The 24,313-nt window shown below is 50.5% G+C and carries 22 protein-coding genes and 1 rRNA gene; 20 read left to right on the forward strand and 3 right to left on the reverse strand.

Going from position 1 to position 24,313, the window contains the following annotated elements; all coding sequences use genetic code 11:
• Positions 1-150: 150 nt before the first annotated feature.
• On the reverse strand, positions 151-2,091 hold the full coding sequence (csrD, locus tag OGY09_RS05635; RefSeq protein ID WP_032945154.1) for an RNase E specificity factor CsrD: 1,941 nt from the start codon (positions 2,089-2,091) through the stop codon (positions 151-153).
• Positions 2,092-2,316: 225 nt separating this feature from the next.
• On the opposite strand from csrD, the gene acuI reads away from it, so the two are divergent.
• The 13 genes from acuI to OGY09_RS05700 all read left to right on the forward strand — a co-directional run bounded on the left by acuI (position 2,317) and on the right by OGY09_RS05700 (position 13,633).
• Entirely contained in the window at positions 2,317-3,291 is a 975-nt protein-coding gene (acuI, locus tag OGY09_RS05640) for an acrylyl-CoA reductase (NADPH) (protein ID WP_032945155.1), read from the forward strand.
• A 119-nt stretch (positions 3,292-3,410) separates the two neighbouring features.
• Positions 3,411-4,415: a protein-methionine-sulfoxide reductase catalytic subunit MsrP gene (msrP, locus tag OGY09_RS05645; RefSeq protein WP_032945156.1), complete on the forward strand. Its 1,005-nt coding sequence runs from the start codon at positions 3,411-3,413 to the stop codon at positions 4,413-4,415.
• Positions 4,416-5,015, forward strand: a complete 600-nt coding sequence (gene msrQ / locus OGY09_RS05650) for a protein-methionine-sulfoxide reductase heme-binding subunit MsrQ (RefSeq protein ID WP_032945157.1) — start codon at positions 4,416-4,418, stop codon at positions 5,013-5,015.
• Positions 5,016-5,407: 392 nt separating this feature from the next.
• Positions 5,408-5,878 (forward strand): acetyl-CoA carboxylase biotin carboxyl carrier protein, encoded by a 471-nt coding sequence (gene accB / locus OGY09_RS05655; protein ID WP_003025210.1) that lies wholly within the window; start codon positions 5,408-5,410, stop codon positions 5,876-5,878.
• A gap of 10 nt (positions 5,879-5,888) precedes the next feature.
• A complete protein-coding gene (accC, locus tag OGY09_RS05660; protein ID WP_003828838.1) occupies positions 5,889-7,238 on the forward strand; it encodes an acetyl-CoA carboxylase biotin carboxylase subunit in 1,350 nt (449 codons plus the stop codon).
• 107 nt (positions 7,239-7,345) lie between these two features.
• Entirely contained in the window at positions 7,346-7,588 is a 243-nt protein-coding gene (locus OGY09_RS05665; protein WP_003828839.1) for a YhdT family protein, read from the forward strand.
• Positions 7,578-9,029 carry a sodium/pantothenate symporter gene (panF, locus tag OGY09_RS05670; RefSeq protein WP_020996361.1) on the forward strand — a complete coding sequence of 484 codons (1,452 nt, stop codon included), beginning with the start codon at positions 7,578-7,580 and terminating at the stop codon, positions 9,027-9,029. Before OGY09_RS05665 ends, panF begins: the two co-directional genes overlap by 11 nt.
• Before the next feature lie 11 nt (positions 9,030-9,040).
• Complete coding sequence (gene prmA, locus OGY09_RS05675) at positions 9,041-9,922, forward strand: 50S ribosomal protein L11 methyltransferase (protein WP_003025221.1); 882 nt, start codon at positions 9,041-9,043, stop codon at positions 9,920-9,922.
• 170 nt (positions 9,923-10,092) lie between these two features.
• Positions 10,093-10,827, forward strand: a complete 735-nt coding sequence (locus tag OGY09_RS05680) for a carbonic anhydrase (protein ID WP_223849040.1) — start codon at positions 10,093-10,095, stop codon at positions 10,825-10,827.
• A 298-nt stretch (positions 10,828-11,125) separates the two neighbouring features.
• On the forward strand, positions 11,126-12,091 hold the full coding sequence (gene dusB, locus OGY09_RS05685) for a tRNA dihydrouridine synthase DusB (RefSeq protein WP_008785970.1): 966 nt from the start codon (positions 11,126-11,128) through the stop codon (positions 12,089-12,091).
• A 25-nt stretch (positions 12,092-12,116) separates the two neighbouring features.
• Complete coding sequence (gene fis / locus OGY09_RS05690; RefSeq protein ID WP_000462905.1) at positions 12,117-12,413, forward strand: DNA-binding transcriptional regulator Fis; 297 nt, start codon at positions 12,117-12,119, stop codon at positions 12,411-12,413.
• A gap of 88 nt (positions 12,414-12,501) precedes the next feature.
• Complete coding sequence (yhdJ, locus tag OGY09_RS05695) at positions 12,502-13,386, forward strand: adenine-specific DNA-methyltransferase (protein ID WP_032945161.1); 885 nt, start codon at positions 12,502-12,504, stop codon at positions 13,384-13,386.
• 82 nt (positions 13,387-13,468) lie between these two features.
• Positions 13,469-13,633: a DUF2556 family protein gene (locus OGY09_RS05700; protein ID WP_003025279.1), complete on the forward strand. Its 165-nt coding sequence runs from the start codon at positions 13,469-13,471 to the stop codon at positions 13,631-13,633.
• Positions 13,634-13,679: 46 nt separating this feature from the next.
• Here the strand turns inward: OGY09_RS05700 and envR are convergent, their stop codons facing one another.
• Positions 13,680-14,336 (reverse strand): acrEF/envCD operon transcriptional regulator, encoded by a 657-nt coding sequence (gene envR, locus OGY09_RS05705; RefSeq protein ID WP_008785973.1) that lies wholly within the window; start codon positions 14,334-14,336, stop codon positions 13,680-13,682.
• A 414-nt stretch (positions 14,337-14,750) separates the two neighbouring features.
• Here envR and OGY09_RS05710 point away from each other — a divergent pair, with 414 nt between their 5' ends.
• From OGY09_RS05710 to OGY09_RS05740, 7 genes are all read left to right on the forward strand, one after another.
• Positions 14,751-15,911: an efflux RND transporter periplasmic adaptor subunit gene (locus tag OGY09_RS05710; protein ID WP_032945162.1), complete on the forward strand. Its 1,161-nt coding sequence runs from the start codon at positions 14,751-14,753 to the stop codon at positions 15,909-15,911.
• 11 nt (positions 15,912-15,922) lie between these two features.
• On the forward strand, positions 15,923-19,036 hold the full coding sequence (locus OGY09_RS05715) for an efflux RND transporter permease subunit (protein WP_008785975.1): 3,114 nt from the start codon (positions 15,923-15,925) through the stop codon (positions 19,034-19,036).
• Positions 19,037-19,306: 270 nt separating this feature from the next.
• Positions 19,307-19,528: a lipoprotein gene (locus OGY09_RS05720; protein WP_003025292.1), complete on the forward strand. Its 222-nt coding sequence runs from the start codon at positions 19,307-19,309 to the stop codon at positions 19,526-19,528.
• A gap of 460 nt (positions 19,529-19,988) precedes the next feature.
• Entirely contained in the window at positions 19,989-21,014 is a 1,026-nt protein-coding gene (locus OGY09_RS05725) for an amino acid ABC transporter substrate-binding protein (protein ID WP_008785976.1), read from the forward strand.
• A 69-nt stretch (positions 21,015-21,083) separates the two neighbouring features.
• Positions 21,084-22,265, forward strand: a complete 1,182-nt coding sequence (locus OGY09_RS05730; RefSeq protein ID WP_008785977.1) for an amino acid ABC transporter permease — start codon at positions 21,084-21,086, stop codon at positions 22,263-22,265.
• A 9-nt stretch (positions 22,266-22,274) separates the two neighbouring features.
• Entirely contained in the window at positions 22,275-23,378 is a 1,104-nt protein-coding gene (locus tag OGY09_RS05735; RefSeq protein ID WP_020996364.1) for an amino acid ABC transporter permease, read from the forward strand.
• 7 nt (positions 23,379-23,385) lie between these two features.
• Positions 23,386-24,144, forward strand: a complete 759-nt coding sequence (locus tag OGY09_RS05740; RefSeq protein WP_003025300.1) for an amino acid ABC transporter ATP-binding protein — start codon at positions 23,386-23,388, stop codon at positions 24,142-24,144.
• An 87-nt stretch (positions 24,145-24,231) separates the two neighbouring features.
• On the opposite strand, the gene rrf is transcribed toward OGY09_RS05740, so the two are convergent.
• Positions 24,232-24,313 (reverse strand): 5S ribosomal RNA (gene rrf, locus OGY09_RS25365); the annotation flags it as partial.

The following is a 24,313-nucleotide window of genomic DNA, read 5'->3' on the forward strand; positions in this document are numbered from 1 at the left end:
GAATAAATCAGCAGCACTCCTCGCTTTTGTTTGCAACCTGTCAAAGGTCATTCACCTGCATGTTTGCTGTTACAACCTGGCGAGCAGGCAAGCACACCCCCAGAAGGCACAGCGCGCGTTATTCTACGTGAAAACAAATTAAACGGCAGGTTAAACCGAGTATCTTTGCGAATATTTTTTCACGTTAGTGTCAAGTGGTTGTGATGCGGCAAAAAAATCTCCTTGCCCACCCGCAACTCCGCGTTCTGTCAGCGTATGCCACTCACTACGCGAACGTACGCCCGTGGCGTAAACCTGCGTGGGTGTTTCCGAACAGGCCTCCACCAGGCTTTGAACCAGAAGCTGATTTTCCGTTCGCTTATCAATGTTCCTCACCAGACTTGGATGAAGCTTCAATAACTCAACGTTAAGCTCTTTGATCCAACTGGTGCTCACCAGCGTTAACCCCGCCTGCGTAACGGCAATACGCACGCCCAGCGCATTCATCAATCTGATGACAGGCTGTAACCGGCTGATATGTTGACAGACATCTGCCTCAGCAAGTTCAATAATTATGCGTTTGCGTAATGATTTTTCGCACTGCATCAGCGTATCACGCAGCCAGCGCTGAAAACGTGGACGAATAAGCGATTCAACCGTTGTCTGCATCGCCAGATTTTCCTGCGGCCAGTAGCCCAAAAGCAGGATCAGACGGCTTATCTGCAAACGGTCATATTCTTCTGCCAGACCAAATTGCAGGACCATCGGCATATATTCCGCCGAAATGACCTCTTCGTTGCCATCAAAAATACGGCACATCAACTCCCGATGGTGCACCCGGCCTTCGCGCGTTACCGCAGGCTTTTGATAAATTCTTGGCCCGCCCCGGCTGAGCATCTGTTCGATCAGCGTTCGCCAGCGTACATTGCCCCGACCTTTTTCCGGCAGCGAGTCATCATAGACCGACCAGCTGTTTCCGCCCTGCAATACCGAATTCCGCGTAGCCGCTTCGGCGTGATCCATTACTTGTTCCGTCGACTGTCCGCTGCGGCAAACGCAAATACCGATATGAACCATATCGGCACGATCGATCATTTTATTAGCTGGAAGCGCATCTACCGCTTTTAATAATTGCCCGGCGATGCTTTCCGCCTCTTTCAGCGTACGGTGCGGCAGTAGGATAGCAAAATCGCTACGGTGGTAGCGCGCCAGCAACGCGCCCGGATAGCGCGTCATAAAAGTCGACAACAAATTGATCAGCGTCGAGATTTGTTCTTCCGCGAGAGTGATTCCCCAGCTATCGCGCAGCAGCGTAAAGTCCGGCAGGCGCACCATCATCACGACGCCATGCGAGCCTACTTTTTCCTGATCTTCCAGCAGCGTGGCCAGTTGGTTATCAAAGAACAAGCGGTTGCTTAGCCCGGTTTTTGTATCCTGCGCGACATAGGAACGAATCAGCGTATCCAGGCGGCTGCGTTGCTCGCGGGCATTTTGAATTTCAGTCAGCAGCATATCGAGTGCGCTACTGGTACGCGCAGGCCATTCATAGACCGTTCCCCGCACGTTCGGTCCACGTTCGCCGTTCAGAATACGCGTGGAACGAATCTCCAGCAGTTCTTGACCTGAAAGCTGACGCTGAAGCCAGCGCACAGACAAAAAGAGCATCAGAATAATGAAAGCAATGGCTATCGTGAGCGGCGCGGTGGTCATCAGCGAATGGAAATAGTTACCCATCGGATCCTGATAAACCAGACGCAATGACATACCCGGATGCTTGACCAACGGTACGGTAATCTCGCGGTAGAGATTGTTTGTCCCTGCCGGTCGGTAGCTGCTGGTGCGTGAGTGGTCATACACCACATTTCCGCCCTGCAACAGTTCGATGCGCACGATATCAACAGAAACCATCAATTCATCGATTTGCGGGGTTAACGCAACGACATCTCTGGAGACCAGATGCGTATCAATCGCCGTCGCGACCGCATGAACGCGCGTGGTGAACTTATATTGAATAGCGTTGTAGAAACTCAGCGAACAGCCGATCAGAGTCACGAAGATCGTTAACCCAGTAAGCAGCGTGACAAAAGCTGAAAATTTCGTCGTTAATCGCATCCTTGTGTTAACTCCGACAGTTATGAAACAGGCCTGAAAGTGATAAATCGACTCTAAAATGCAAAACTGACCGCAAAATCCGCCAATTTATACAAACTGTGAGGGCATACTACCAAATCAGGTATATCTGGCAATTTATTGCGCAGAATCGGCATCATGTTTTGATTAGCGAGTATAGTCTTCATTATTAATTTTCCAATCCACTATACGAATTGAGGACAGGTTATGCAGGCTTTGATCTTAGAACAGCAGGACGGAAAAACCCTCGCATCCGTTCAACCCCTCGACGAAAATCAGCTACCGGAAGGCGATGTAACGGTGGATGTCCACTGGTCAAGCCTGAACTATAAAGACGCCCTGGCTATCACCGGCAAGGGAAAAATCATTCGTAATTTTCCGATGATTCCTGGTATCGATTTCGCTGGTACCGTGCGTGCAAGCGAAGATCCCCGTTTTCATGCGGGTCAGGAGGTTTTACTGACCGGTTGGGGCGTGGGTGAAAATCATTGGGGTGGACTGGCAGAACGCGCACGCGTGAAAGGCGACTGGCTGGTTGCGCTGCCAAAAGGGCTGGATGGACGTAAAGCCATGGTCATCGGTACCGCTGGCTTTACCGCCATGCTTTGCGTCATGGCGCTTGAAGATGCAGGAATTCGTCCGCAAGACGGTGAGATTGTCGTCACTGGCGCCAGCGGAGGCGTGGGCAGCACAGCCGTTGCATTACTGCATAAGCTGGGTTATCAGGTTGCGGCGATTTCGGGTCGTGAAAGCACCCACGACTACCTGATAAGCCTGGGCGCTAACCGCATTCTTGGCCGCGATGAATTTGCTGAATCTCGCCCGCTGGAAAAACAGCTGTGGGCTGGCGCGGTGGATACCGTTGGCGACAAAGTTCTGGCGAAAGTCCTCGCGCAGATGAACTACGGCGGCTGTGTTGCCGCCTGTGGCCTGGCGGGCGGTTTCGCTCTGCCAACCACGGTGATGCCATTCATTCTGCGTAACGTTCGTTTGCAAGGAGTGGACTCGGTGATGACCCCGCCGGCACGCCGTGCAGAAGCCTGGGCGCGTCTGGTTAAGGATCTGCCGGAATCTTTCTATGCTCAGGCGGCAACGGAAATTACGCTGGCGGATGCGCCGAAGTTCGCCGATGCCATCATCAATAACCAGGTGCAAGGCCGTACGCTGGTGAAGGTGAAGTAACAGACCCTGGCGCAGAAATTTACACTTAATTAACGAAATTTCGCGGCACATCTACAAACTCCCTGCCATATTAACTACGCGTCCCCTGTCAGTTATGACGCGTAAGCCGGGAGTCTGTTATGAAGAAATTACGTCTATTTACAGAAGCCGACGTCACTGACGAGTCGGCTTTTTTTATGCAGCGTCGCCATGTGCTGAAAGCATTAGGGATCAGCGCAGCCGCGTTGTCTTTACCCCACTCTGCGCAGGCTGACCTTCTGAGTTGGTTTAAGGGTAATGACCGCCCGCCCGCGCCCGCGGGAAAGCCGCTTGATTTCAGCAAGCCCGCCGCCTGGCAAAATTCGCTTCCTTTAACCCCAGCGGATAAAGTTTCTGGCTACAACAACTTCTATGAATTCGGTCTCGACAAAGCGGATCCGGCAGCCAACGCAGGTAGCCTGAAAACCGATCCGTGGACATTAAAAATCAGTGGTGAGGTCGCCAAACCACTCACTCTCGATCACGATACCTTGACCACCCGTTTCCCGCTGGAGCAACGGATTTACCGCATGCGCTGCGTGGAAGCCTGGTCAATGGTCGTGCCGTGGATTGGCTTTCCGTTACATAAACTGTTGGCGCAGGTGGAACCCACCAGCAATGCGAAGTATGTCGCGTTCGAAACGCTGTACGCTCCGGAGGAAATGCCAGGACAAAAAGATCGCTTTATTGGCGGCGGGCTGAAGTATCCCTATGTTGAAGGGTTGCGCCTGGATGAAGCGATGCACCCACTCACACTGCTTACCGTGGGGGTTTATGGTAAGGCCCTTCCGCCACAAAATGGCGCGCCCATTCGCTTAATTGTGCCGTGGAAATATGGATTTAAAGGCATTAAGTCGATCGTGAGTATCAAACTCACACGCGAACGCCCTCCGACAACCTGGAATCTGGCCGCGCCCAATGAATACGGGTTTTATGCCAACGTGAATCCGCATGTCGATCATCCCCGCTGGTCCCAGGCCACTGAGCGTTTTATTGGCGCTGGCGGTATTCTGGACGTACAGCGTCAGCCCACGCTGATGTTTAACGGCTATGCCGAAGAGGTTGCGTCACTGTATCGCGGACTCAATTTGCAGGAGAATTTTTAAGTGCGACTGACCGCAAAGCACATTACCGGGCTGAAAGTTTGCCTGCATCTTGCCGGTTTTTTGCCGTTTATCTGGCTATTTTGGGCGATAAATCACGGCGGCCTGAGCGCCGATCCGGTCAAAGATATCCAGCACTTTACCGGTAGGACAGCTCTGAAATTCTTGCTGGCGACCTTGCTGGTCTCTCCACTCGCGCGCTACGCTAAACAGCCATTATTGATACGCACACGTCGCCTGTTAGGGCTATGGTGTTTCGCCTGGGCAACACTGCATTTAACCAGCTACGCGTTACTGGAACTGGGCATTAATAATCTGGCGTTGTTAGGGCGGGAATTAATTACGCGACCTTATTTAACCTTGGGCATTGTCAGTTGGGTCATATTATTCGCCCTCACCTTAACGTCCACGCAGGCTGCACAGCGAAAGCTGGGTAAAAACTGGCAGTATTTGCACAACTTCGTCTATCTTGTGGCGATCCTGGCACCCATACATTATCTGTGGTCGGTAAAAATTATCTCCCCTCAACCGATTATTTATGCAGCGCTCGCTGCGGTGCTGTTAGCGTGCCGTTACAAGAAGTTTCGCCAGTGGTGGCGGTAGTTTCACGATATGTGCAGTGCGTTGCAAAACACGGACGATCCGATTTTCTTTACATGTTAACGGTTGATTATCTTCCCTGATAAGACCAGTATTTAGCTGCCAATTGCTACGAAATAGTTATAATGTGCGACTTTGCTATCCCCGATAGCGTTTTTAAGGCGCTGAAAGGGTGACAATCGCATATTGAAGGTATATTTTGTCTTTTACCCGAAAATGGCAGAAGATAGCCGCACAATGACTAACAAGTCTGGCAATCTCACTTAATGGCAGCAGCACCCAGTGCAGCGCCTGAGATGCGTGGCATCTTGTCACTCACTGTTATAAAAATGCTATACAGACGGCGGTAAAACGCCTGTCACAATCTCACTAAACAAAGAGTACGGAACCCACTCATGGATATTCGTAAGATTAAAAAACTGATCGAGCTGGTTGAAGAATCAGGCATCTCCGAACTGGAAATTTCTGAAGGCGAAGAATCTGTACGCATCAGCCGTGCAGCGCCAGCTGCAAGTTTTCCGATGATGCAACAGGCTTATGCTGCACCAGTGATGCAGCAACCAGCTCTGTCTAACGCTGTCGCACAAACTGCCTCTCCAAGTATGGAAGCTCCGGCAGCAGCGGAAATCAGTGGTCACATCGTACGCTCCCCAATGGTTGGTACGTTCTACCGCACCCCGAGCCCGGATGCTAAAGCGTTCATCGAAATCGGACAGAAAGTGAATGCGGGCGATACCCTGTGCATCGTTGAAGCCATGAAAATGATGAACCAGATCGAAGCCGACAAATCCGGCGTAGTTAAAGCGATCCTGGTAGAAAGTGGTCAACCGGTAGAATTTGACGAGCCGCTGGTCGTCATCGAATAACGAGGCGAACATGTTGGATAAAATTGTTATCGCCAACCGCGGCGAGATTGCCCTGCGTATTCTTCGTGCCTGTAAAGAACTGGGCATCAAGACTGTCGCTGTGCATTCAAGTGCGGATCGCGATTTAAAACACGTATTGCTGGCGGATGAGACGGTCTGTATCGGCCCGGCTCCGTCCGTAAAAAGCTATCTGAACATCCCGGCTATCATCAGCGCCGCTGAAATCACCGGCGCGGTGGCAATTCACCCAGGCTATGGCTTCCTCTCTGAGAACGCCAACTTTGCTGAGCAGGTAGAGCGTTCTGGCTTTATCTTCATCGGCCCGAAAGCCGACACCATCCGCCTGATGGGCGACAAAGTGTCTGCAATCACCGCGATGAAGAAAGCGGGCGTACCGACAGTCCCAGGCTCCGACGGCCCGCTGGGCGATGACATGGACGCTAACCGCGCTCATGCTAAACGCATCGGCTACCCGGTTATCATCAAAGCTTCCGGCGGCGGCGGCGGTCGCGGTATGCGCGTCGTGCGCAGCGATGCCGAACTGGCGCAATCCATCTCCATGACCAAAGCGGAAGCAAAAGCCGCTTTCAATAACGACATGGTCTACATGGAGAAATACCTGGAAAACCCACGCCACATTGAAATTCAGGTGCTGGCTGACGGTCAGGGTAACGCGATTTATCTGGCAGAACGTGACTGCTCCATGCAGCGTCGTCACCAGAAAGTTGTCGAAGAAGCACCAGCGCCGGGCATTACCCCGGAACTGCGTCGCTACATCGGCGAGCGTTGCGCCAAAGCGTGTGTTGATATCGGCTATCGCGGGGCGGGTACTTTCGAGTTCCTGTTCGAAAACGGCGAGTTCTACTTCATTGAGATGAACACCCGTATTCAGGTTGAACACCCGGTAACCGAAATGATCACCGGCGTTGATCTGATCAAAGAGCAGCTGCGCATCGCAGCGGGTCAACCGCTGTCCATCAAGCAGGACGAAGTTGTGGTTAAAGGCCATGCGGTAGAATGCCGTATCAACGCCGAAGACCCGAACACCTTCCTGCCAAGCCCGGGTAAAATCACGCGTTTCCACGCGCCGGGTGGCTTTGGTGTGCGTTGGGAGTCTCATATTTACGCAGGCTACACCGTACCTCCGTACTATGACTCAATGATCGGTAAGCTGATCTGCTATGGCGAAAACCGCGACGTCGCTATCGCCCGTATGAAAAACGCATTGCAGGAACTGATCATCGACGGTATCAAAACCAACGTTGACCTGCAGATCCGTATCATGAATGACGAGCACTTCCAGCACGGTGGAACCAATATCCACTACCTGGAGAAAAAACTCGGACTTCAGGAAAAGTAAGCGCGCGTTAACCGAAAAGGCCGGAAATTCCGGCCTTTTGTTTTTCTCCCCTCCCGCACGTGCCATAAGGTACAATCCCCGCTTTCTTTATCCACAAGGGACAAAAAATGGACGCTCGTTTTGTTCAGGCCCATAAAGAGGCGCGCTGGGCGCTGTGGCTAACCCTTTTATATCTGGTCACATGGTTAGTGGCCGCTTACTTACCAGATTCAACGCTGGGTTTTACCGGCTTACCGCACTGGTTCGAAATGGCCTGCCTGCTAACGCCGCTGGTTTTTATCGTGCTGTGCTGGGCGATGGTGAAGTTTATCTATCGCGACATTCCGTTGGAGGATGACGATGCAGCTTGAAGTTATTTTTCCGCTGGTCGCCTATCTTCTGGTGGTCTTCGGTCTCTCAGTTTATGCCATGCGCAAGAGATCGACCGGTACCTTCCTGAATGAATATTTCCTCGGCAGCCGCTCCATGGGCGGCGTCGTGTTAGCGATGACGCTAACGGCAACCTACATTAGCGCCAGCTCGTTTATTGGCGGTCCTGGTGCCGCTTACAAATACGGACTGGGATGGGTGCTGCTCGCGATGATCCAGTTGCCGGCCGTATGGCTCTCATTGGGGATTCTTGGTAAGAAATTCGCCATTCTGGCACGCCGTTATAATGCGGTTACCCTCAACGATATGCTATTTGCACGCTACCAGAGCCGCCTGCTGGTATGGCTGGCGAGCCTCAGCCTGTTGGTCGCGTTTGTCGGGGCAATGACCGTACAGTTTATTGGCGGCGCACGTTTGCTGGAAACCGCAGCGGGTATCCCCTACGAAACCGGTCTGCTGATTTTTGGCGTCAGCATCGCGTTATACACGGCGTTCGGCGGCTTTCGCGCCAGCGTGTTGAACGACACCATGCAGGGCATGGTGATGCTGATTGGTACTATTGTTTTGCTGGTCGGCGTTGTTCATGCTGCCGGTGGCCTCAGCAATGCGGTGGTAACCCTGCAGACTATCGATCCTAAACTGGTTTCGCCGCAGGGCGCTGATGACATTTTGTCACCCACGTTTATGACCTCATTCTGGGTGCTGGTATGCTTTGGCGTGATTGGCCTGCCGCATACGGCGGTACGCTGTATCTCTTATAAAGACAGTAAAGCGGTACACCGCGGCATTATCATCGGCACCATCGTGGTGGCGATCCTGATGTTTGGTATGCATCTGGCGGGCGCCCTGGGACGGGCGGTAATCCCTGACCTGACGGTACCGGATCTGGTAATCCCTACGCTGATGGTCAAAGTCCTGCCGCCGGTCGCTGCCGGGATCTTCCTCGCCGCACCTATGGCTGCGATTATGTCGACGATCAATGCCCAATTGCTGCAAAGCTCCGCTACGATTATTAAGGATCTGTACCTGAACCTTCGCCCGGAACAGCTGGAAAACGAAACCCGGCTGAAACGCATGTCGGCAGTGATTACCCTGCTGCTGGGCGCGTTACTGTTGCTGGCCGCCTGGAAACCGCCAGAGATGATTATCTGGCTGAATCTGCTGGCGTTTGGCGGGCTGGAAGCCGTCTTCCTGTGGCCTCTGGTGCTGGGCCTCTATTGGGAGCGGGCAAACGCGTCAGGCGCATTGAGCGCGATGATTGTCGGCGGCGTGCTTTATGCTCTACTCGCCACCTTTAACGTTCAGTTCCTGGGCTTCCACCCAATCGTGCCCTCGTTACTGATAAGCTTGCTGGCTTTCCTGATAGGCAACCGTTTCGGTTCCGCCGTCCCGCAAGCCGCCATATTGACTACTGATAAATAAAGAGTTTTGCCATGCCATGGATCCAACTGAAACTGAACACGACCGGTGCCAACGCTGAAGAGTTGAGCGATGCGCTGATGGAAGCGGGCTCCGTTTCCATTACTTTCCAGGATACGCATGATACGCCGGTATTTGAACCTCTGCCGGGCGAGACTCGCCTGTGGGGTGATACCGACGTTATCGGCTTGTTCGATGCAGAAACCGACATGAAAGAAGTAGTTGCTATCCTGGAACAGCATCCGCTGCTGGGTGAAGGCTTCGCGCATAAAATCGAACAGCTCGAAGACAAAGACTGGGAACGCGAATGGATGGATAACTTCCACCCGATGCGCTTTGGTGAACGTCTGTGGATTTGCCCAAGCTGGCGCGATGTCCCGGATGAGAATGCTGTCAACGTGATGCTGGACCCGGGTCTGGCGTTTGGTACAGGCACGCACCCCACTACCTCTCTGTGCCTGCAATGGCTGGACGGTCTTGATCTTAACGGCAAAACGGTTATCGACTTTGGCTGCGGCTCCGGCATTCTTGCCATTGCGGCACTGAAGCTGGGTGCGGCGAAAGCCATTGGCGTGGATATCGACCCGCAAGCGATTCAGGCCAGCCGTGATAACGCCCAGCGTAATGGTGTTTCTGAGCGTCTGGAGCTTTATCTGCCGAAAGACCAGCCAGAGGCGATGAAAGCCGACGTGGTGGTCGCCAACATCCTTGCTGGCCCATTACGTGAACTGGCTCCGTTAATCAGCGTACTGCCCGTTGAGGGCGGTTTGCTGGGGCTTTCTGGTATTCTTGCCAGCCAGGCGGAAAGCGTCTGTGAAGCCTATGCCGATCTCTTTACGCTCGATCCGGTTATCGAGAAAGAAGAGTGGTGTCGCATTACCGGCCAGAAAAAATAATCCCTTCCGGCGTGGTTATCTGACCACGCCATTTTCAGACAATTGACCAGCATACCGACACTTTCCTCAGCGATATAATAATCAATTGATTTTGTTATTTTTTATATTGATTCTCGTTGAGTAAACGTATGCGTTTCAACTGTTTTACAACAACTTTGCTGGCAGCATGCATGATGCCACTGACCACGCTGGCCGTACCATGGGGATATACCGAAGAAAACGGCCCCGCACGGTGGGGAGAAATCAGCAAAGCGTATGCAACGTGCCAGACAGGCATAAACCAATCCCCCATAGACATCCAGACCACCACAACCAGTAAACTCGGTCTCCCCGCGCTGAACATGCAGTACGTCGATGGCCCAACCAGATTTCGGAGCATCAACCATACGTTGCAGGCAACGATGAGTAGCTACGCATCTAATTCTATTGAAATTGATGAAACGCTTTATTATTTAAAACAATTTGATTTTCATGCCCCGAGCGAACATACCCTCAACGGTAAAACCTATCCGCTGGAGCTGCAGCTGGTCCACAAAAATCAATCCGGAGACATCGCTATCGTGGCGGTTATGTTTGATATCGGCGAACCAAACCAGGCGATTCAAAATTTGTGGGAGTCCTTTCCAACCATGGAGGACAGCAGCATGGCCATCTTCTCGCCGGTCGATATCCACCAGCTTTTACCCGACAATAAAACCTACTGGCGCTACCGTGGTTCGTTAACAACGCCTCCCTGCACCGAAGGCGTCACCTGGACTATCCTGAAAACGCCTGTTGCTCTTTCTGCCGAACAAATGGATAAATTCCACTACATTGTTGGGCCAGCAAACAATCGCCCGCTGCAGCCGTTGAATGAACGCAAGATTACGGACAGCTATTCTGGGGATACCGAGATCCTGTACTAAAATGAGGTGGCGATCACACAATGACGAGGTAATTTGCTGATTAATTCAGCAGAATATCTTGTCAGTACCGTCTGCAGCTGAAGAAAAAATGAGAAGTTACGCAAAATTATATGTGTATATAAAATCGACACATTTTTATAATGCGATGATTTATATGATTAAATATTTTCATGCGTTCACATTTACGGCAATTCATTGATCCACCTCAGTGGATTGGTCAAAGTTTGGCCTTTCATCTCGTGCGAAAAATGCGTAATATACGCCGCCTTGCAGTCACAGTATGGTCATTTCTTAACTCATGCGCATCGGACAATACCAGCTCAGAAATCGCCTGATCGCAGCACCTATGGCTGGCATCACTGACAGACCATTCAGGACGCTGTGCTATGAGATGGGAGCAGGATTGACAGTATCCGAGATGATGTCTTCTAACCCGCAGGTTTGGGAAAGTGACAAGTCTCGTTTACGGATGGTGCACGTTGATGAGCCAGGAATTCGCACGGTGCAAATTGCCGGTAGCGACCCTGTTGAGATGGCCGATGCCGCACGTATTAACGTGGAAAGCGGCGCCCAGATTATTGATATCAATATGGGGTGTCCGGCTAAAAAAGTGAATCGCAAGCTCGCAGGTTCAGCCCTCTTGCAGTACCCGGATTTAGTGAAATCGATACTAACCGAGGTCGTCAATGCAGTGGACGTTCCTGTCACACTCAAGATTCGCACCGGCTGGGCTCCGGAACACCGTAACTGCGTAGAGATTGCCCAACTGGCTGAAGACTGTGGCATTCAGGCTCTGACCATTCATGGACGCACCCGCGCCTGTTTGTTCAATGGAGATGCTGAGTACGACAGTATTCGGGCAGTTAAGCAGAAAGTTTCCATTCCGATTATCGCGAATGGCGACATTACTGACCCGCATAAAGCCAGAGCTGTACTCGACTATACGGGGGCGGATGCCCTGATGATAGGACGTGCAGCTCAGGGAAGACCCTGGATCTTTCGGGAAATCCAGCATTATCTGGACACTGGGGAGCTGCTGCCCCCGCTGCCTCTGGCAGAGGTGAAGCGCTTGCTTTGTGCGCACATTCGGGAACTGCACGACTTTTATGGTCAGGCAAAAGGGTACCGAATTGCGCGTAAACACGTATCCTGGTATCTCCAGGAACACGCTCCGGATGACCAGTTTCGGCGCACATTCAACGCCATTGAAGATTCCAGCGAACAGCTGGCGGCGTTGGAGGCATACTTCGAAAATTTTGCGTAAACAGAAATAAAGAGCTGACAGAACTATGTTCGAACAACGCGTAAATTCTGACGTACTGACCGTTTCTACCGTTAACTCTCAGGACCAGGTAACTCAAAAGCCCCTGCGTGACTCGGTTAAACAGGCACTGAAGAACTATTTTGCTCAATTGAATGGTCAGGATGTGAATGATCTCTATGAGCTGGTACTGGCTGAAGTAGAACAGCCCCTGTTGGACATGGTGATGCAATACACCCGCGGTAACCAGACCCGTGCTGCCCTGATGATGGGCATCAACCGTGGTACGCTGCGTAAAAAACTGAAAAAATACGGCATGAACTGATACTAATCAGTTAAATGTTTGTTTTAAAAGGCGCTACTCGGCATGGGGAAGCGCCTTTTTTATTGACGTCACACGGGAGGCTTTGGCGATGAACGCGAGATGTGAACCTGTCTATTTTGGCGATGAATCTAAAAAGATAATCCTGGGCGATGCGCTAACTGAACTGAAAAAACTGCCGTCTGAAAGCGTCGAACTCATTTTTGCTGACCCTCCTTATAACATCGGGAAAGACTTTGACGGGATGGTTGAATCCTGGGACGAAGAGACCTTTCTGGCGTGGTTGTTTGAGTGCATCGACGAGTGCCATCGCATCCTCAAACCACACGGCACCATGTACATCATGAACAGTACGGAGAACATGCCGTACATCGACCTCAAATGCCGCCCGCTTTTTACCATCAAGAGCCGTATCGTGTGGTCATATGATAGCTCGGGGGTACAGGCCAAAAATTACTTTGGTTCGATGTATGAACCGATCCTGATGATGGTCAAAGATCAGAAAAACTACACGTTTAATCGTGACGATATTCTGGTTGAAGCCAAAACTGGCGCTAAACGCGCGCTAATAGACTACAGAAAGAATCCGCCCCAGCCATACAATCAGAAAAAAGTGCCGGGCAATGTCTGGGAGTTCCCACGCGTACGCTATCTGATGGACGAATACGAAAACCACCCCACCCAGAAACCCAAAGCCCTCCTGGAGCGTATAATTCTGGCGTCCTCGAACCCAGATGACAAGGTACTGGATCCGTTTGCCGGCAGCTTCACCACCGGAGCTACCGCCGTGGAATTGGGTCGCAAGTTTGTCGGGATTGAGATCAATACTGAATACGTAAAAATGGGACTCAGAAGACTGAGTATCGGTTCTCATTTTTCAGAAATTGAGCTTGCCAAGGTGAAAAAACGTAAGACAAAAAACCTGTCTAAAAAGAGTCGATTGACGGCAAAGAGTGGCGATCTTTCAACAAAGTAAAGGCATTGTAAGTCTGCTTTTCAGCTTAAAAATTTCGTGTATATTCCCTGCACACTTGGGCATGAATACACAGGGTTTAGGAATGATTCGCAAGTATTGGTGGCTGGTTGTTTTTGCGGTCTTCGTTTTTCTTTTTGATGCGCTGCTCATCCAATGGATAGAGCTGATGACAACAGAGCACGACAAGTGCCGGAATATGAACTCAGTGAATCCCCTTAAGCTGGTCAACTGCGTCGACCTCGAATAGCACCTCAGATAACACTTCGACAGCCGTCAGCCTCTGGCGGTAAAAACTATCCGACCTGGTTTTCACTCTGCATTAATTGCATGACGCTACCGTCTGGGCTTAACATTTTTAGTACATTATCAACTAATACTGGAGCTTGCCCATATAGATCATAACTCACTGGATTCATTAACCAGTTTTTTATAATTCCGCTAAAACTACCGTGCAGAATAATGATGATGACATCTAAATCAAGAGTGGTGGCAATCAAATTGTCATCGACACACTTTTGTAGGGAATCACGAATGCTTTGATGACTGATACCTATTTTATCGCGAATATCCTGCTCAGATATCATATCGTTATGAAATTCACACTTATGATATAAAATCTGCATTAATGCCTGCTGACGAGGGTTCTCTGCAATATATTGTAACCCCACCACAAACTTTTCTCGCAATCGCTGTAAAGGGTTATCACCCCAACGACCAATTAGCTTGTCCTGAATAAGATCGCGTAAAGGTGGTTGTTGTAACCATAGCTCATTAAACAATTGAGTTTTATTTTCGAAATGCCAATAGAGCGCGCCACGCGTCACGCTGGCAGCATCCGCAATGTCGTTTAGCGTCGTATTGCTTACGCCACGTGCGGCAAACTGTACAATTGCCGTTTCTATCAGGTGCTGCCGCGTTTTGAGGGCATCAGCTTTCGTTTTTCTGGCCATGGTTCCGACTGTCTGAGGTAGAGTAGAGAATGATTAACTTTCTTATCTAATATTTGCGATACGGAACAAATGTATCACTTAGCATTTATTTAAACGAGTTCTAAAAAATATTATTACGGACTTTGCACACGAATAAACAAAACGAATACCAACAACAAATATATTCACAAACCAAATGTTTATTTCAATTTGTGTTTATGCGAATCATAGTATTGCTATTAACACCACAATGAAACAGCTGTCGATTAATCTTTTTTTGCTTTTATGTGCCGTGAACCCCGCCCATAAATAAGTATTGCTTACATCGCAAGCTAATAATTTGTAGGATAGCCAACTATTATTTTTTCTTGTGCGCGTTATCACCCCTATTGTTACTCGGTTAATAACGAGCGTTCGGTTTTTTAAGGAATAGAAATGACGAAAAATGCCAGGTTTTCACTCCTGCCCTCATTCATCATCATCTCCGCTGCATTACTCGCCGGTTGTAACGATCAGGGAGAAACACAAGCACATCCCGCAGAGCCGCAGGTGACTGTCCATGTCGTCGAAAAGGCCCCTTTAGCCGTGACGACCGAATTACCCGGACGCACCACAGCATTTCGTATTGCAGAAGTCCGTCCTCAGGTTAGTGGAATTGTACTTAAACGGAATTTCACTGAGGGAAGCGATATTGAAGCCGGGCAGTCACTTTATCAGATCGATCCCGCGACTTATCAGGCTGACTATGACAGCGCCAAAGGTGAACTGGCGAAGAGTGAAGCGGCGGCTGCAATCGCGCATTTAACGGTGAAACGCTATGTGCCGTTGGTTGGCACCAAGTACATCAGCCAGCAAGAGTACGATCAGGCAATTGCTGATGCTCGTCAGGCCGATGCCTCCGTGATCGCAGCAAAAGCGGCGGTCGAAAGCGCGCGTATCAATCTGGCCTACACCAAAGTGACATCGCCAATTAGCGGACGCATCGGTAAATCCAACGTCACCGAAGGTGCATTAGTCACGAATGGCCAGGCTACAGAGCTTGCTACCGTTCAACAGCTCGATCCCATTTACGTCGACGTGACACAGTCCAGTAACGACTTTATGCGCCTCAAACAGTCCGTTGAACAAGGGAGTCTGCATAAAGACAGCGCCAGCAGTACTGTCGAACTGGTGATGGAAAATGGTCAGTCATACCCGCTAAAAGGCTCTTTGCAGTTTTCTGATGTGACGGTTGATGAAAGCACCGGCTCAATCACCCTCAGAGCCGTATTCCCTAACCCGCAGCACACGCTGTTGCCGGGCATGTTTGTGCGCGCACGCATTGATGAAGGCGTCCAGCCGAATGCCATTCTCGTTCCGCAGCAGGGGGTAACGCGTACTCCTCGCGGTGATGCCACCGTAATGGTCGTTAACGACAAGAGTCAGGTTGAGTCTCGCGCAGTCGTTGCCGCACAAGCTATTGGTGACAAGTGGCTCATCAGCGAAGGCCTGCAACCGGGTGACAAAGTTATCGTGAGCGGCTTACAGAAAGCACGTCCAGGCGTTCAGGTTAAAGCAACCGCCGATACCGAAACCCCTGCCACGAAAGCCCAATAAGGTAACCGGACATGGCTAACTTTTTTATCAGGCGTCCTATCTTTGCCTGGGTATTGGCTATCATTCTGATGATGGCGGGTGCTCTGGCAATCATGCAACTGCCCGTGGCACAGTACCCGACCATTGCGCCTCCTGCGGTCGCCATTTCTGCCACCTACCCTGGTGCAGATGCACAGACGGTTCAGGATACAGTCACACAGGTTATCGAACAGAATATGAATGGTATCGATAACCTGATGTATATGTCCTCCACCAGCGACTCGGCCGGGAGTGTGACTATTACACTGACTTTCCAGTCCGGTACCGATCCCGATATCGCGCAAGTGCAGGTGCAAAATAAACTGCAGCTCGCCACTCCGTTACTGCCGCAAGAAGTTCAGCAGCAAGGGATCAGCGTTGAGAAATCCAGCAGCAGCTTTTTGATGGTTGCGGGTTTTGTTTCTGACAACCCACAAACCACACAGGATGACATTTCCGATTACGTCGCCTCGAACGTTAAAGACTCAATCAGCCGTCTGAATGGCGTGGGTGACGTGCAGCTGTTTGGTGCACAGTACGCCATGCGCATCTGGCTGGATGCAAACTTATTGAACAAATACCAGCTCACGCCGGTTGATGTGATCAATCAGTTGAAGGTACAGAACGATCAGATTGCCGCAGGTCAGTTAGGGGGGACGCCTGCATTACCTAACCAGCAGCTTAACGCTTCTATCATTGCGCAAACGCGACTGAAAGACCCTGAAGAGTTCGGCAAAGTGACTTTACGCGTGAACAGCGATGGTTCGGTTGTTCACCTGAAAGACGTCGCGCGTATCGAGTTAGGCGGGGAAAACTACAACGTCGTGGCGCGTATTAACGGTAAGCCTGCATCCGGCCTTGGGATCAAGCTGGCAACCGGGGCAAACGCGCTGGATACCGCGAACGCTATTAAAGCCAAGCTGGTTGAACTGCAACCATTCTTCCCGCAGGGAATGAAGGTGGTCTACCCGTACGACACGACGCCATTTGTGACCATCTCCATTCATGAAGTGGTAAAAACACTGTTTGAAGCGATCGTGCTGGTGTTCCTGGTCATGTATTTGTTCCTGCAAAACATCCGGGCAACGCTCATTCCGACCATCGCCGTACCTGTCGTATTGTTGGGCACATTTGCCGTGCTTGCTGCGTTTGGCTACTCAATAAACACCCTGACGATGTTCGGCATGGTGCTCGCCATCGGTCTATTGGTCGATGATGCGATAGTGGTGGTGGAAAACGTGGAACGCGTGATGATGGAGGATCATCTGCCGCCCAAAGAGGCGACGGAAAAATCCATGTCACAAATACAGGGAGCACTGGTTGGTATCGCCATGGTGCTGTCTGCGGTATTTATCCCGATGGCCTTCTTTGGCGGTTCAACCGGGGCTATCTATCGGCAGTTTTCCATCACCATCGTTTCCGCCATGGCGCTTTCAGTACTGGTCGCGCTGATCCTGACTCCCGCACTTTGTGCAACATTGCTGAAGCCCGTATCAGCTGAACATCACGAGAAAAGAAGCGGTTTCTTTGGCTGGTTCAATGCCAAATTCGATCACAGCGTCAATCACTACACCAATAGCGTCAGCGGTATTGTGCGTAAAACTGGGCGTTACCTGGTCGTCTACCTGATAATCGTCATCGGGATGGCGGTGCTGTTTATGCGCCTTCCAACCTCCTTCCTGCCAGAGGAAGATCAGGGCGTCTTCCTGACGATGATTCAACTTCCTGCAGGCGCCACGCAAGAACGCACCCAGAAGGTGCTGGATCAGGTCACCCACTACTACCTGAACAATGAAAAAGCCAACGTTGAAAGCGTCTTTACGGTTAACGGCTTTAGCTTCAGCGGCCAGGGGCAAAACTCAGGGATGGCGTTCGTCAGCCTCAAGCCCTGGGAAGAACGTAGCGGTAACGAAAATAACGTTGAATCAATTATCGCCCGCGCTACCCGAGCGTTTAGTCAGATTCGTGATGGTCTGGTGTTTCCTTTCAACATGCCAGCCATCGTTGAACTGGGTACCGCGACGGGCTTCGACTTCGAGCTGATTGATCAGGGCGGGTTGGGGCATGCTGCGCTAACCCAGGCACGTAACCAACTGCTGGGCATGGTTGCCAAACACCCTGACCTGCTGGTTCGTGTGCGTCCAAACGGGCTCGAGGATACCGCACAGTTCAAGCTGGATGTCGATCAGGAGAAAGCGCAAGCGCTTGGTGTCTCACTGTCTGATATCAACGAAACTATCTCAGCTGCGCTGGGCGGCTATTACGTCAATGACTTCATTGACCGTGGACGCGTGAAAAAAGTGTACGTACAAGCCGATGCCAAGTTCCGTATGTTACCGGAGGACATCAATAATCTGTATGTTCGTAGCGCCAATGGCGAAATGGTTCCGTTCTCCACGTTCAGTTCCGCACACTGGATCTACGGCTCACCGCGCCTGGAGCGCTATAACGGTATGCCTTCTATGGAACTGCTGGGAGAAGCAGCGCCTGGCAGAAGTACCGGTGAAGCAATGGCGCTGATGGAAAGCCTGGCGGAAAAACTGCCAAACGGTATTGGTCATGACTGGACGGGGATGTCCTATCAGGAAAGGCTGTCGGGTAACCAGGCACCTGCGCTGTATGCCATCTCGCTAATCGTTGTCTTCCTTTGCCTTGCCGCATTGTATGAAAGCTGGTCTATTCCTTTCTCGGTGATGCTGGTTGTACCGCTCGGTGTTGTGGGCGCATTGTTAGCAGCATCACTGCGTGGGATGAATAACGATGTGTATTTCCAGGTTGGCTTACTAACCACAATCGGCCTCTCGGCTAAGAACGCCATCCTGATCGTCGAGTTTGCCAAAGACCTGATGGATAAAGAAGGCAAGGGGTTGATTGAAGCGACGCTGGAGGCATCGCGCATGCGTCTTCGTCCTATCCTGATGACATCCCTGGCCTTTATTCTGGGGGTTATGCCTCTGGTTATCAGTCACGGTGCAGGTAGTGGTGCGCAGAATGCGGTCGGTACCGGTGTTATGGGAGGAATGCTGACCGCAACATTGTTGGCTATCTTCTTCGTCCCCGTCTTCTTTGTTGTCGTAAGACGGCGTTTTAGTCGGCACAACGATTAATTTGTAAAATAAAGGCGTCTACGGACGCCTTTTTCACCTACGATGCTCCTCTTTATTTATTAGTAAGATAGCCATTTATTTCATTTAAACTATCCCTCTAAACTCGCCTGCAGCCTTTCTTTTTATCCATTATTTTTACAATCCACATGAATTGAGATTATTCCTCATGTCAGTCCTTTTTTAAGAAGTGGTAAAATAATCGCCGAGTTCGCAGATGGCTTAGCGTTTGTCTTTGCTTAATTAGCGAAACGCTTATTTTGAGGTAACACCATGAAAAGATTAATATCCGTTGCACTGCTTACCGCATTCCTGGCTGGCTGTGCACACGATTCTCCTTGCGTACCTGTATACGACGATCAGGGACGCCTGGTTCATACCAATACCTGTATGAAAGGCACCACCCAGGATAACTGGGAAACAGCCGGAGCCATCGCCGGTGGTGCTGCAGCCGTTGCCGGACTGACGCTTGGGATTGTCGCCCTGACCAAATAAATCATATTAAAAGCGCGGTTATTACCGCGCTTTTAGCAATAAGCATAAAATCTACATATAAGACAAAACGTTGCTCAATAGAACCTGACATGTAATAAAATTATTATAGATTTCACTCACACATCCGCGATTTGAAATTAGCATTTTTTCTGTTTTTCGTAACACCACATTTTCTTTTCATTATTCTCACGTCATTAATATTAACGCCAGAAATCGTTATCACGCGTCCTGTCTGATTTTTAAATTTTTTGCGCCGAAATGTGGCTTACGTTTCAATTTTGCACCACTTCAGGGCGCTGCATTTATTTTTTCCTGTCTACACTCTGCATATTGCGTCGAATAATCAGGCGCAAAAAACTGGCACTACCTTTGCTTAAAAGAGTATGGCCAAAGCCACAGACAGGTAAAAGACGTTTTCAGAACGTTTCCATAACAATAATTCCTCCACACAGGATGCTCTATGAAAAAGATGATAATCGCCAGCCTGGCTGCGGCCGGTGTGCTGCTTGCTGTTGCAAATCAGGCACATGCCGGCGCAACACTTGATGCCGTAAAGAAAAAAGGGTTTGTGCAATGTGGGATCAGCGACGGCTTGCCTGGCTTTTCTTACGCCGATGCAAGCGGCAAGTTCTCGGGTATTGATGTTGATGTATGTCGTGGCGTTGCCTCCGCCGTATTTGGCGATGATAGCAAAGTAAAATATACCCCGCTCACCGCCAAGGAACGCTTTACCGCATTACAGTCTGGTGAAGTCGACATGCTCTCTCGTAATACCACGTGGACCTCTTCTCGTGATGCCGGTATGGGCATGTCCTTCACTGGTGTAACGTATTACGACGGCATTGGCTTTCTTACCCACAATAAAGCAGGCCTGAAGAGCGCTAAAGAGCTGGATGGTGCAACGGTCTGTATTCAGGCGGGAACCGATACCGAACTAAACGTGGCCGACTACTTTAAAGCCAACAAGATGAAGTACACCCCCGTCACCTTTGACCGTTCGGATGAATCAGCCAAAGCTCTGGAATCTGGACGTTGCGATACGCTGGCTTCCGACCAGTCTCAGCTGTATGCCCTACGCATCAAGCTGAGCAATCCTGCGGAATGGATCGTCCTGCCAGAAGTTATTTCTAAAGAACCGCTGGGACCTGTCGTACGTCGTGGGGACGATGAGTGGTTCTCCATTGTTCGCTGGACGCTGTTCGCCATGCTAAATGCGGAAGAAATGGGTGTTAACTCGAAAAACGTCGATGAAAAAGCGGCTAATCCAGCAACACCAGATATGGCACACCTGTTGGGTAAAGAAGGGGATTATGGCAAGGATCTGAAGCTTGATAACAAATGGGCCTACAACATTATCAAGCAAGTTGGTAACTATTCGGAGATCTTTGAACGTAACGTTGGATCGGAAAGTCCGCTGAAGATCAAACGTGGACAGAACAACCTCTGGAATAACGGTGGTATTCAGTATGCGCCACCGGTGCGCTAATGCGTAGTGATGTAACGGGCGCCGCAACTGCGGCGCTCAGCCCAGAGTCATAGTTACTGAGGTTTTCTTATGTTCCATCGCCGCTCAACCGTAAAAGGATCGTTATCCTTTTCTAACCCTGCGGTCCGCGCCTGGTTATTTCAAATACTCGCCGTCATTGCGGTTATCAGCATTGCGGTCTATCTCATTCATAACACGATAAATAACCTGAACAATAGCGGTATTACCTCGGGGTTTTCTTTTCTCGATCGCAGCGCCGGATTTGGCATTGTCCAGCATCTGATCGATTACGAGCAAGGCGATACGTATGGTCGTGTCTTTGTGGTCGGCCTGCTCAATACGCTGTTAGTTTCAGCACTGTGCATTGTTTTCGCATCAATTCTCGGTTTCTTTCTCGGGCTGGCACGTCTGTCAGATAACTGGTTATTGCGAAAGCTCTCGACGATCTACATCGAAACGTTCCGCAATATACCGCCGCTGCTGCAGATCTTTTTCTGGTATTTCGCCGTATTACGTAATCTGCCCGGCCCACGCCAGGCCGTTAACGCGCTGGATTTGATGTTCCTGAGTAACCGGGGGCTCTATATTCCGGCCCCGCAAATGGGAGAAGGTTTTTTTGCCTTTTGTACCGCTGTCGTTATCGCTCTCGTCGTCACCATCGGATTATTTCGCTTCAACAGAATGCATCAGACCAAAACCGGTCAGCTACGTCGGACCTGGCCCACAGCTCTGGCGTTGATCGTACTTTTACCGGTGATTTCACAGTGGATGTTTGGCGCTGCGCTTCACTGGGATATTCCCGCGCTCCGTGGTTTTAACTTCCGTGGCGGTATGGTGCTTATTCCTGAACTGGCGGCACTGACTCTGGCGCTTTCGGTATATACCTCGGCATTTATTGCAGAAATTATTCGGGCGGGCATTCAGGCCGTTCCTTACGGCCAACATGAAGCCGCACGCTCGCTGGGTCTGCCAAATCCGGTGACGCTACGCCAGGTAATCATCCCACAGGCGCTACGCGTCATCATTCCCCCACTGACCAGCCAGTACCTGAATATCGTCAAGAACTCTTCTCTTGCAGCCGCAATTGGCTACCCGGACATGGTTTCACTGTTTGCCGGCACGGTACTCAATCAAACAGGGCAAGCCATTGAAACGATCGCCATCACCATGTCGGTATACCTGATCATCAGTCTAAGTATTTCTTTGCTGATGAATATTTATAACCGCCGTATCGCACTGATTGAGCGCTAAGGAGCCATGATGACAAAAGCACTGCTGTCTCACCCCTCGCGCCAGCACAGCAATCCGGCAAGCCGCAGTCTACTCTGGGTGCGTAAAAACCTGTTCTCCAGTTGGTCAAATAGCCTGCTCACCCTGCTATGCGTATGGCTGATTTGGTCATTTCTTCCACCACTGTTGAACTGGGTATTCTTTCAGGCCAACTGGGTCGGTTCTACCCGGGCAGACTGTACCAAAGCGGGAGCCTGCTGGGTGTTCATCCATGAACGCTTCGGGCAATTCATGTATGGGCTTTATCCACACGATCAGCGTTGGCGCGTAAATCTGGCCCTGATAATTGGTCTGGCTTCTATTGTTCCGATGTTCTGGAAAACCATTCCCCACCGTGGCCGTTATATCGCTATCTGGGCAGTCATATATCCAATTGTCGTCTGGTGGCTGATGTACGGTGGTTTTTTCGGACTTGAACGCGTAGAAACCCGGCAGTGGGGCGGATTAACACTGACGCTTATTATTGCATCCGTGGGGATTGCAGGCGCGCTTCCATGGGGCATTTTACTGGCGTTGGGACGTCGTTCCCATATGCCAGTCGTGCGGGTTTTATCCGTCATTTTCATTGAGTTCTGGCGCGGTGTACCGTTGATTACCGTTCTGTTTATGTCCTCGGTCATGCTTCCTCTGTTTATGTCCGAAGGAACCAGTATCGACAAGCTTATCCGGGCGCTGGTCGGCGTTATTCTTTTCCAGTCGGCCTATGTCGCAGAAGTGGTTCGCGGAGGGTTACAGGCCCTACCGAAAGGTCAGTATGAGGCCGCGGAATCACTGGCGCTAGGTTACTGGAAAACCCAGGGGCTGGTCATTCTTCCGCAAGCCCTCAAGCTGGTTATCCCTGGTCTGGTTAACACGATTATCGCCCTGTTCAAGGATACCAGCCTGGTCATCATCATCGGTCTGTTTGATCTCTTCAGTAGCGTACAGCAGGCAACTGTGGACCCTGCGTGGCTGGGTATGTCGACAGAAGGATATGTTTTCGCTGCACTGATTTACTGGATCTTCTGTTTCAGTATGTCGCGTTACAGCCAGCATCTGGAAAAACGTTTTAACACCGGGCGTACGCCGCACTGAGGAATTTATGAGCCAATTATTAATGCCGTCTACCGACGCGATGATTACGCTGGAAAACGTCAACAAATGGTACGGACAGTTTCATGTCCTGAAAAACATCAACCTGAAGGTAAAACAAGGAGAGCGCATCGTATTATGCGGGCCTTCCGGTTCGGGTAAATCGACAACTATCCGCTGTATTAACCATCTGGAAGAACATCAGCAAGGACGCATTGTAGTGGATGGGATTGAGCTCAATGAAGACATCCGCAATATTGAGCGCGTCCGACAAGAAGTTGGCATGGTCTTTCAGCACTTTAATCTCTTTCCTCATTTAACTGTCTTGCAAAACTGCACGCTGGCGCCTATCTGGGTGCAAAAGATGCCGAAAAAAGAGGCTGAAGTACTGGCAATGCACTACCTTGAGCGGGTCCGCATTGCCGAACATGCACATAAATATCCCGGGCAAATCTCTGGTGGACAACAACAGCGCGTGGCCATTGCACGCTCGCTGTGTATGAAACCCAAAATCATGTTATTTGATGAACCCACATCAGCGTTGGATCCTGAAATGGTAAAAGAAGTGCTGGATACCATGATAGGCCTGGCGCAATCGGGCATGACCATGCTATGTGTAACCCATGAAATGGGCTTTGCCCGCACAGTAGCTGACCGGGTGATCTTTATGGATCTTGGCGAGATTGTGGAACAGGCACCACCGGATGAGTTTTTTGCTCACCCCAAATCGGAACGCACGCGCGCGTTTTTATCGCAGGTTATTCATTAAATATATATGCCGGATACAATTCCGGTGGATTTCCACGTATAAATGCAAAAAGGCCATCCTTTCGGATGGCCTTTTCACTTATTTGATGTCTGGCAGTTCCCTACTCTCGCATGGGGAGACCCCACACTACCATCGGCGCTACGGCGTTTCACTTCTGAGTTCGGCATGG

It is taken from the genome of Citrobacter sp. Cpo071 (assembly GCF_030332765.1).
Classification (GTDB): Bacteria; Pseudomonadota; Gammaproteobacteria; order Enterobacterales; family Enterobacteriaceae; genus Citrobacter; species Citrobacter portucalensis.

What these genes read in the sequence shown, in the direction of transcription:
- csrD (WP_032945154.1), bottom strand. Translation starts at nt 2,091, where the DNA reads ATGCGATTAACGACGAAATTTTCAGCTTTTGTCACGCTGCTTACTGGG.
- acuI (WP_032945155.1), top strand. Translation starts at nt 2,317, where the DNA reads ATGCAGGCTTTGATCTTAGAACAGCAGGACGGAAAAACCCTCGCATCC.
- msrP (WP_032945156.1), top strand. Translation starts at nt 3,411, where the DNA reads ATGAAGAAATTACGTCTATTTACAGAAGCCGACGTCACTGACGAGTCG.
- accB (WP_003025210.1), top strand. Translation starts at nt 5,408, where the DNA reads ATGGATATTCGTAAGATTAAAAAACTGATCGAGCTGGTTGAAGAATCA.
- accC (WP_003828838.1), top strand. Translation starts at nt 5,889, where the DNA reads ATGTTGGATAAAATTGTTATCGCCAACCGCGGCGAGATTGCCCTGCGT.
- OGY09_RS05665 (WP_003828839.1), top strand. Translation starts at nt 7,346, where the DNA reads ATGGACGCTCGTTTTGTTCAGGCCCATAAAGAGGCGCGCTGGGCGCTG.
- panF (WP_020996361.1), top strand. Translation starts at nt 7,578, where the DNA reads ATGCAGCTTGAAGTTATTTTTCCGCTGGTCGCCTATCTTCTGGTGGTC.
- prmA (WP_003025221.1), top strand. Translation starts at nt 9,041, where the DNA reads ATGCCATGGATCCAACTGAAACTGAACACGACCGGTGCCAACGCTGAA.
- OGY09_RS05680 (WP_223849040.1), top strand. Translation starts at nt 10,093, where the DNA reads ATGATGCCACTGACCACGCTGGCCGTACCATGGGGATATACCGAAGAA.
- dusB (WP_008785970.1), top strand. Translation starts at nt 11,126, where the DNA reads ATGCGCATCGGACAATACCAGCTCAGAAATCGCCTGATCGCAGCACCT.
- fis (WP_000462905.1), top strand. Translation starts at nt 12,117, where the DNA reads ATGTTCGAACAACGCGTAAATTCTGACGTACTGACCGTTTCTACCGTT.
- yhdJ (WP_032945161.1), top strand. Translation starts at nt 12,502, where the DNA reads ATGAACGCGAGATGTGAACCTGTCTATTTTGGCGATGAATCTAAAAAG.
- OGY09_RS05700 (WP_003025279.1), top strand. Translation starts at nt 13,469, where the DNA reads ATGATTCGCAAGTATTGGTGGCTGGTTGTTTTTGCGGTCTTCGTTTTT.
- envR (WP_008785973.1), bottom strand. Translation starts at nt 14,336, where the DNA reads ATGGCCAGAAAAACGAAAGCTGATGCCCTCAAAACGCGGCAGCACCTG.
- OGY09_RS05710 (WP_032945162.1), top strand. Translation starts at nt 14,751, where the DNA reads ATGACGAAAAATGCCAGGTTTTCACTCCTGCCCTCATTCATCATCATC.
- OGY09_RS05715 (WP_008785975.1), top strand. Translation starts at nt 15,923, where the DNA reads ATGGCTAACTTTTTTATCAGGCGTCCTATCTTTGCCTGGGTATTGGCT.
- OGY09_RS05720 (WP_003025292.1), top strand. Translation starts at nt 19,307, where the DNA reads ATGAAAAGATTAATATCCGTTGCACTGCTTACCGCATTCCTGGCTGGC.
- OGY09_RS05725 (WP_008785976.1), top strand. Translation starts at nt 19,989, where the DNA reads ATGAAAAAGATGATAATCGCCAGCCTGGCTGCGGCCGGTGTGCTGCTT.
- OGY09_RS05730 (WP_008785977.1), top strand. Translation starts at nt 21,084, where the DNA reads ATGTTCCATCGCCGCTCAACCGTAAAAGGATCGTTATCCTTTTCTAAC.
- OGY09_RS05735 (WP_020996364.1), top strand. Translation starts at nt 22,275, where the DNA reads ATGACAAAAGCACTGCTGTCTCACCCCTCGCGCCAGCACAGCAATCCG.
- OGY09_RS05740 (WP_003025300.1), top strand. Translation starts at nt 23,386, where the DNA reads ATGAGCCAATTATTAATGCCGTCTACCGACGCGATGATTACGCTGGAA.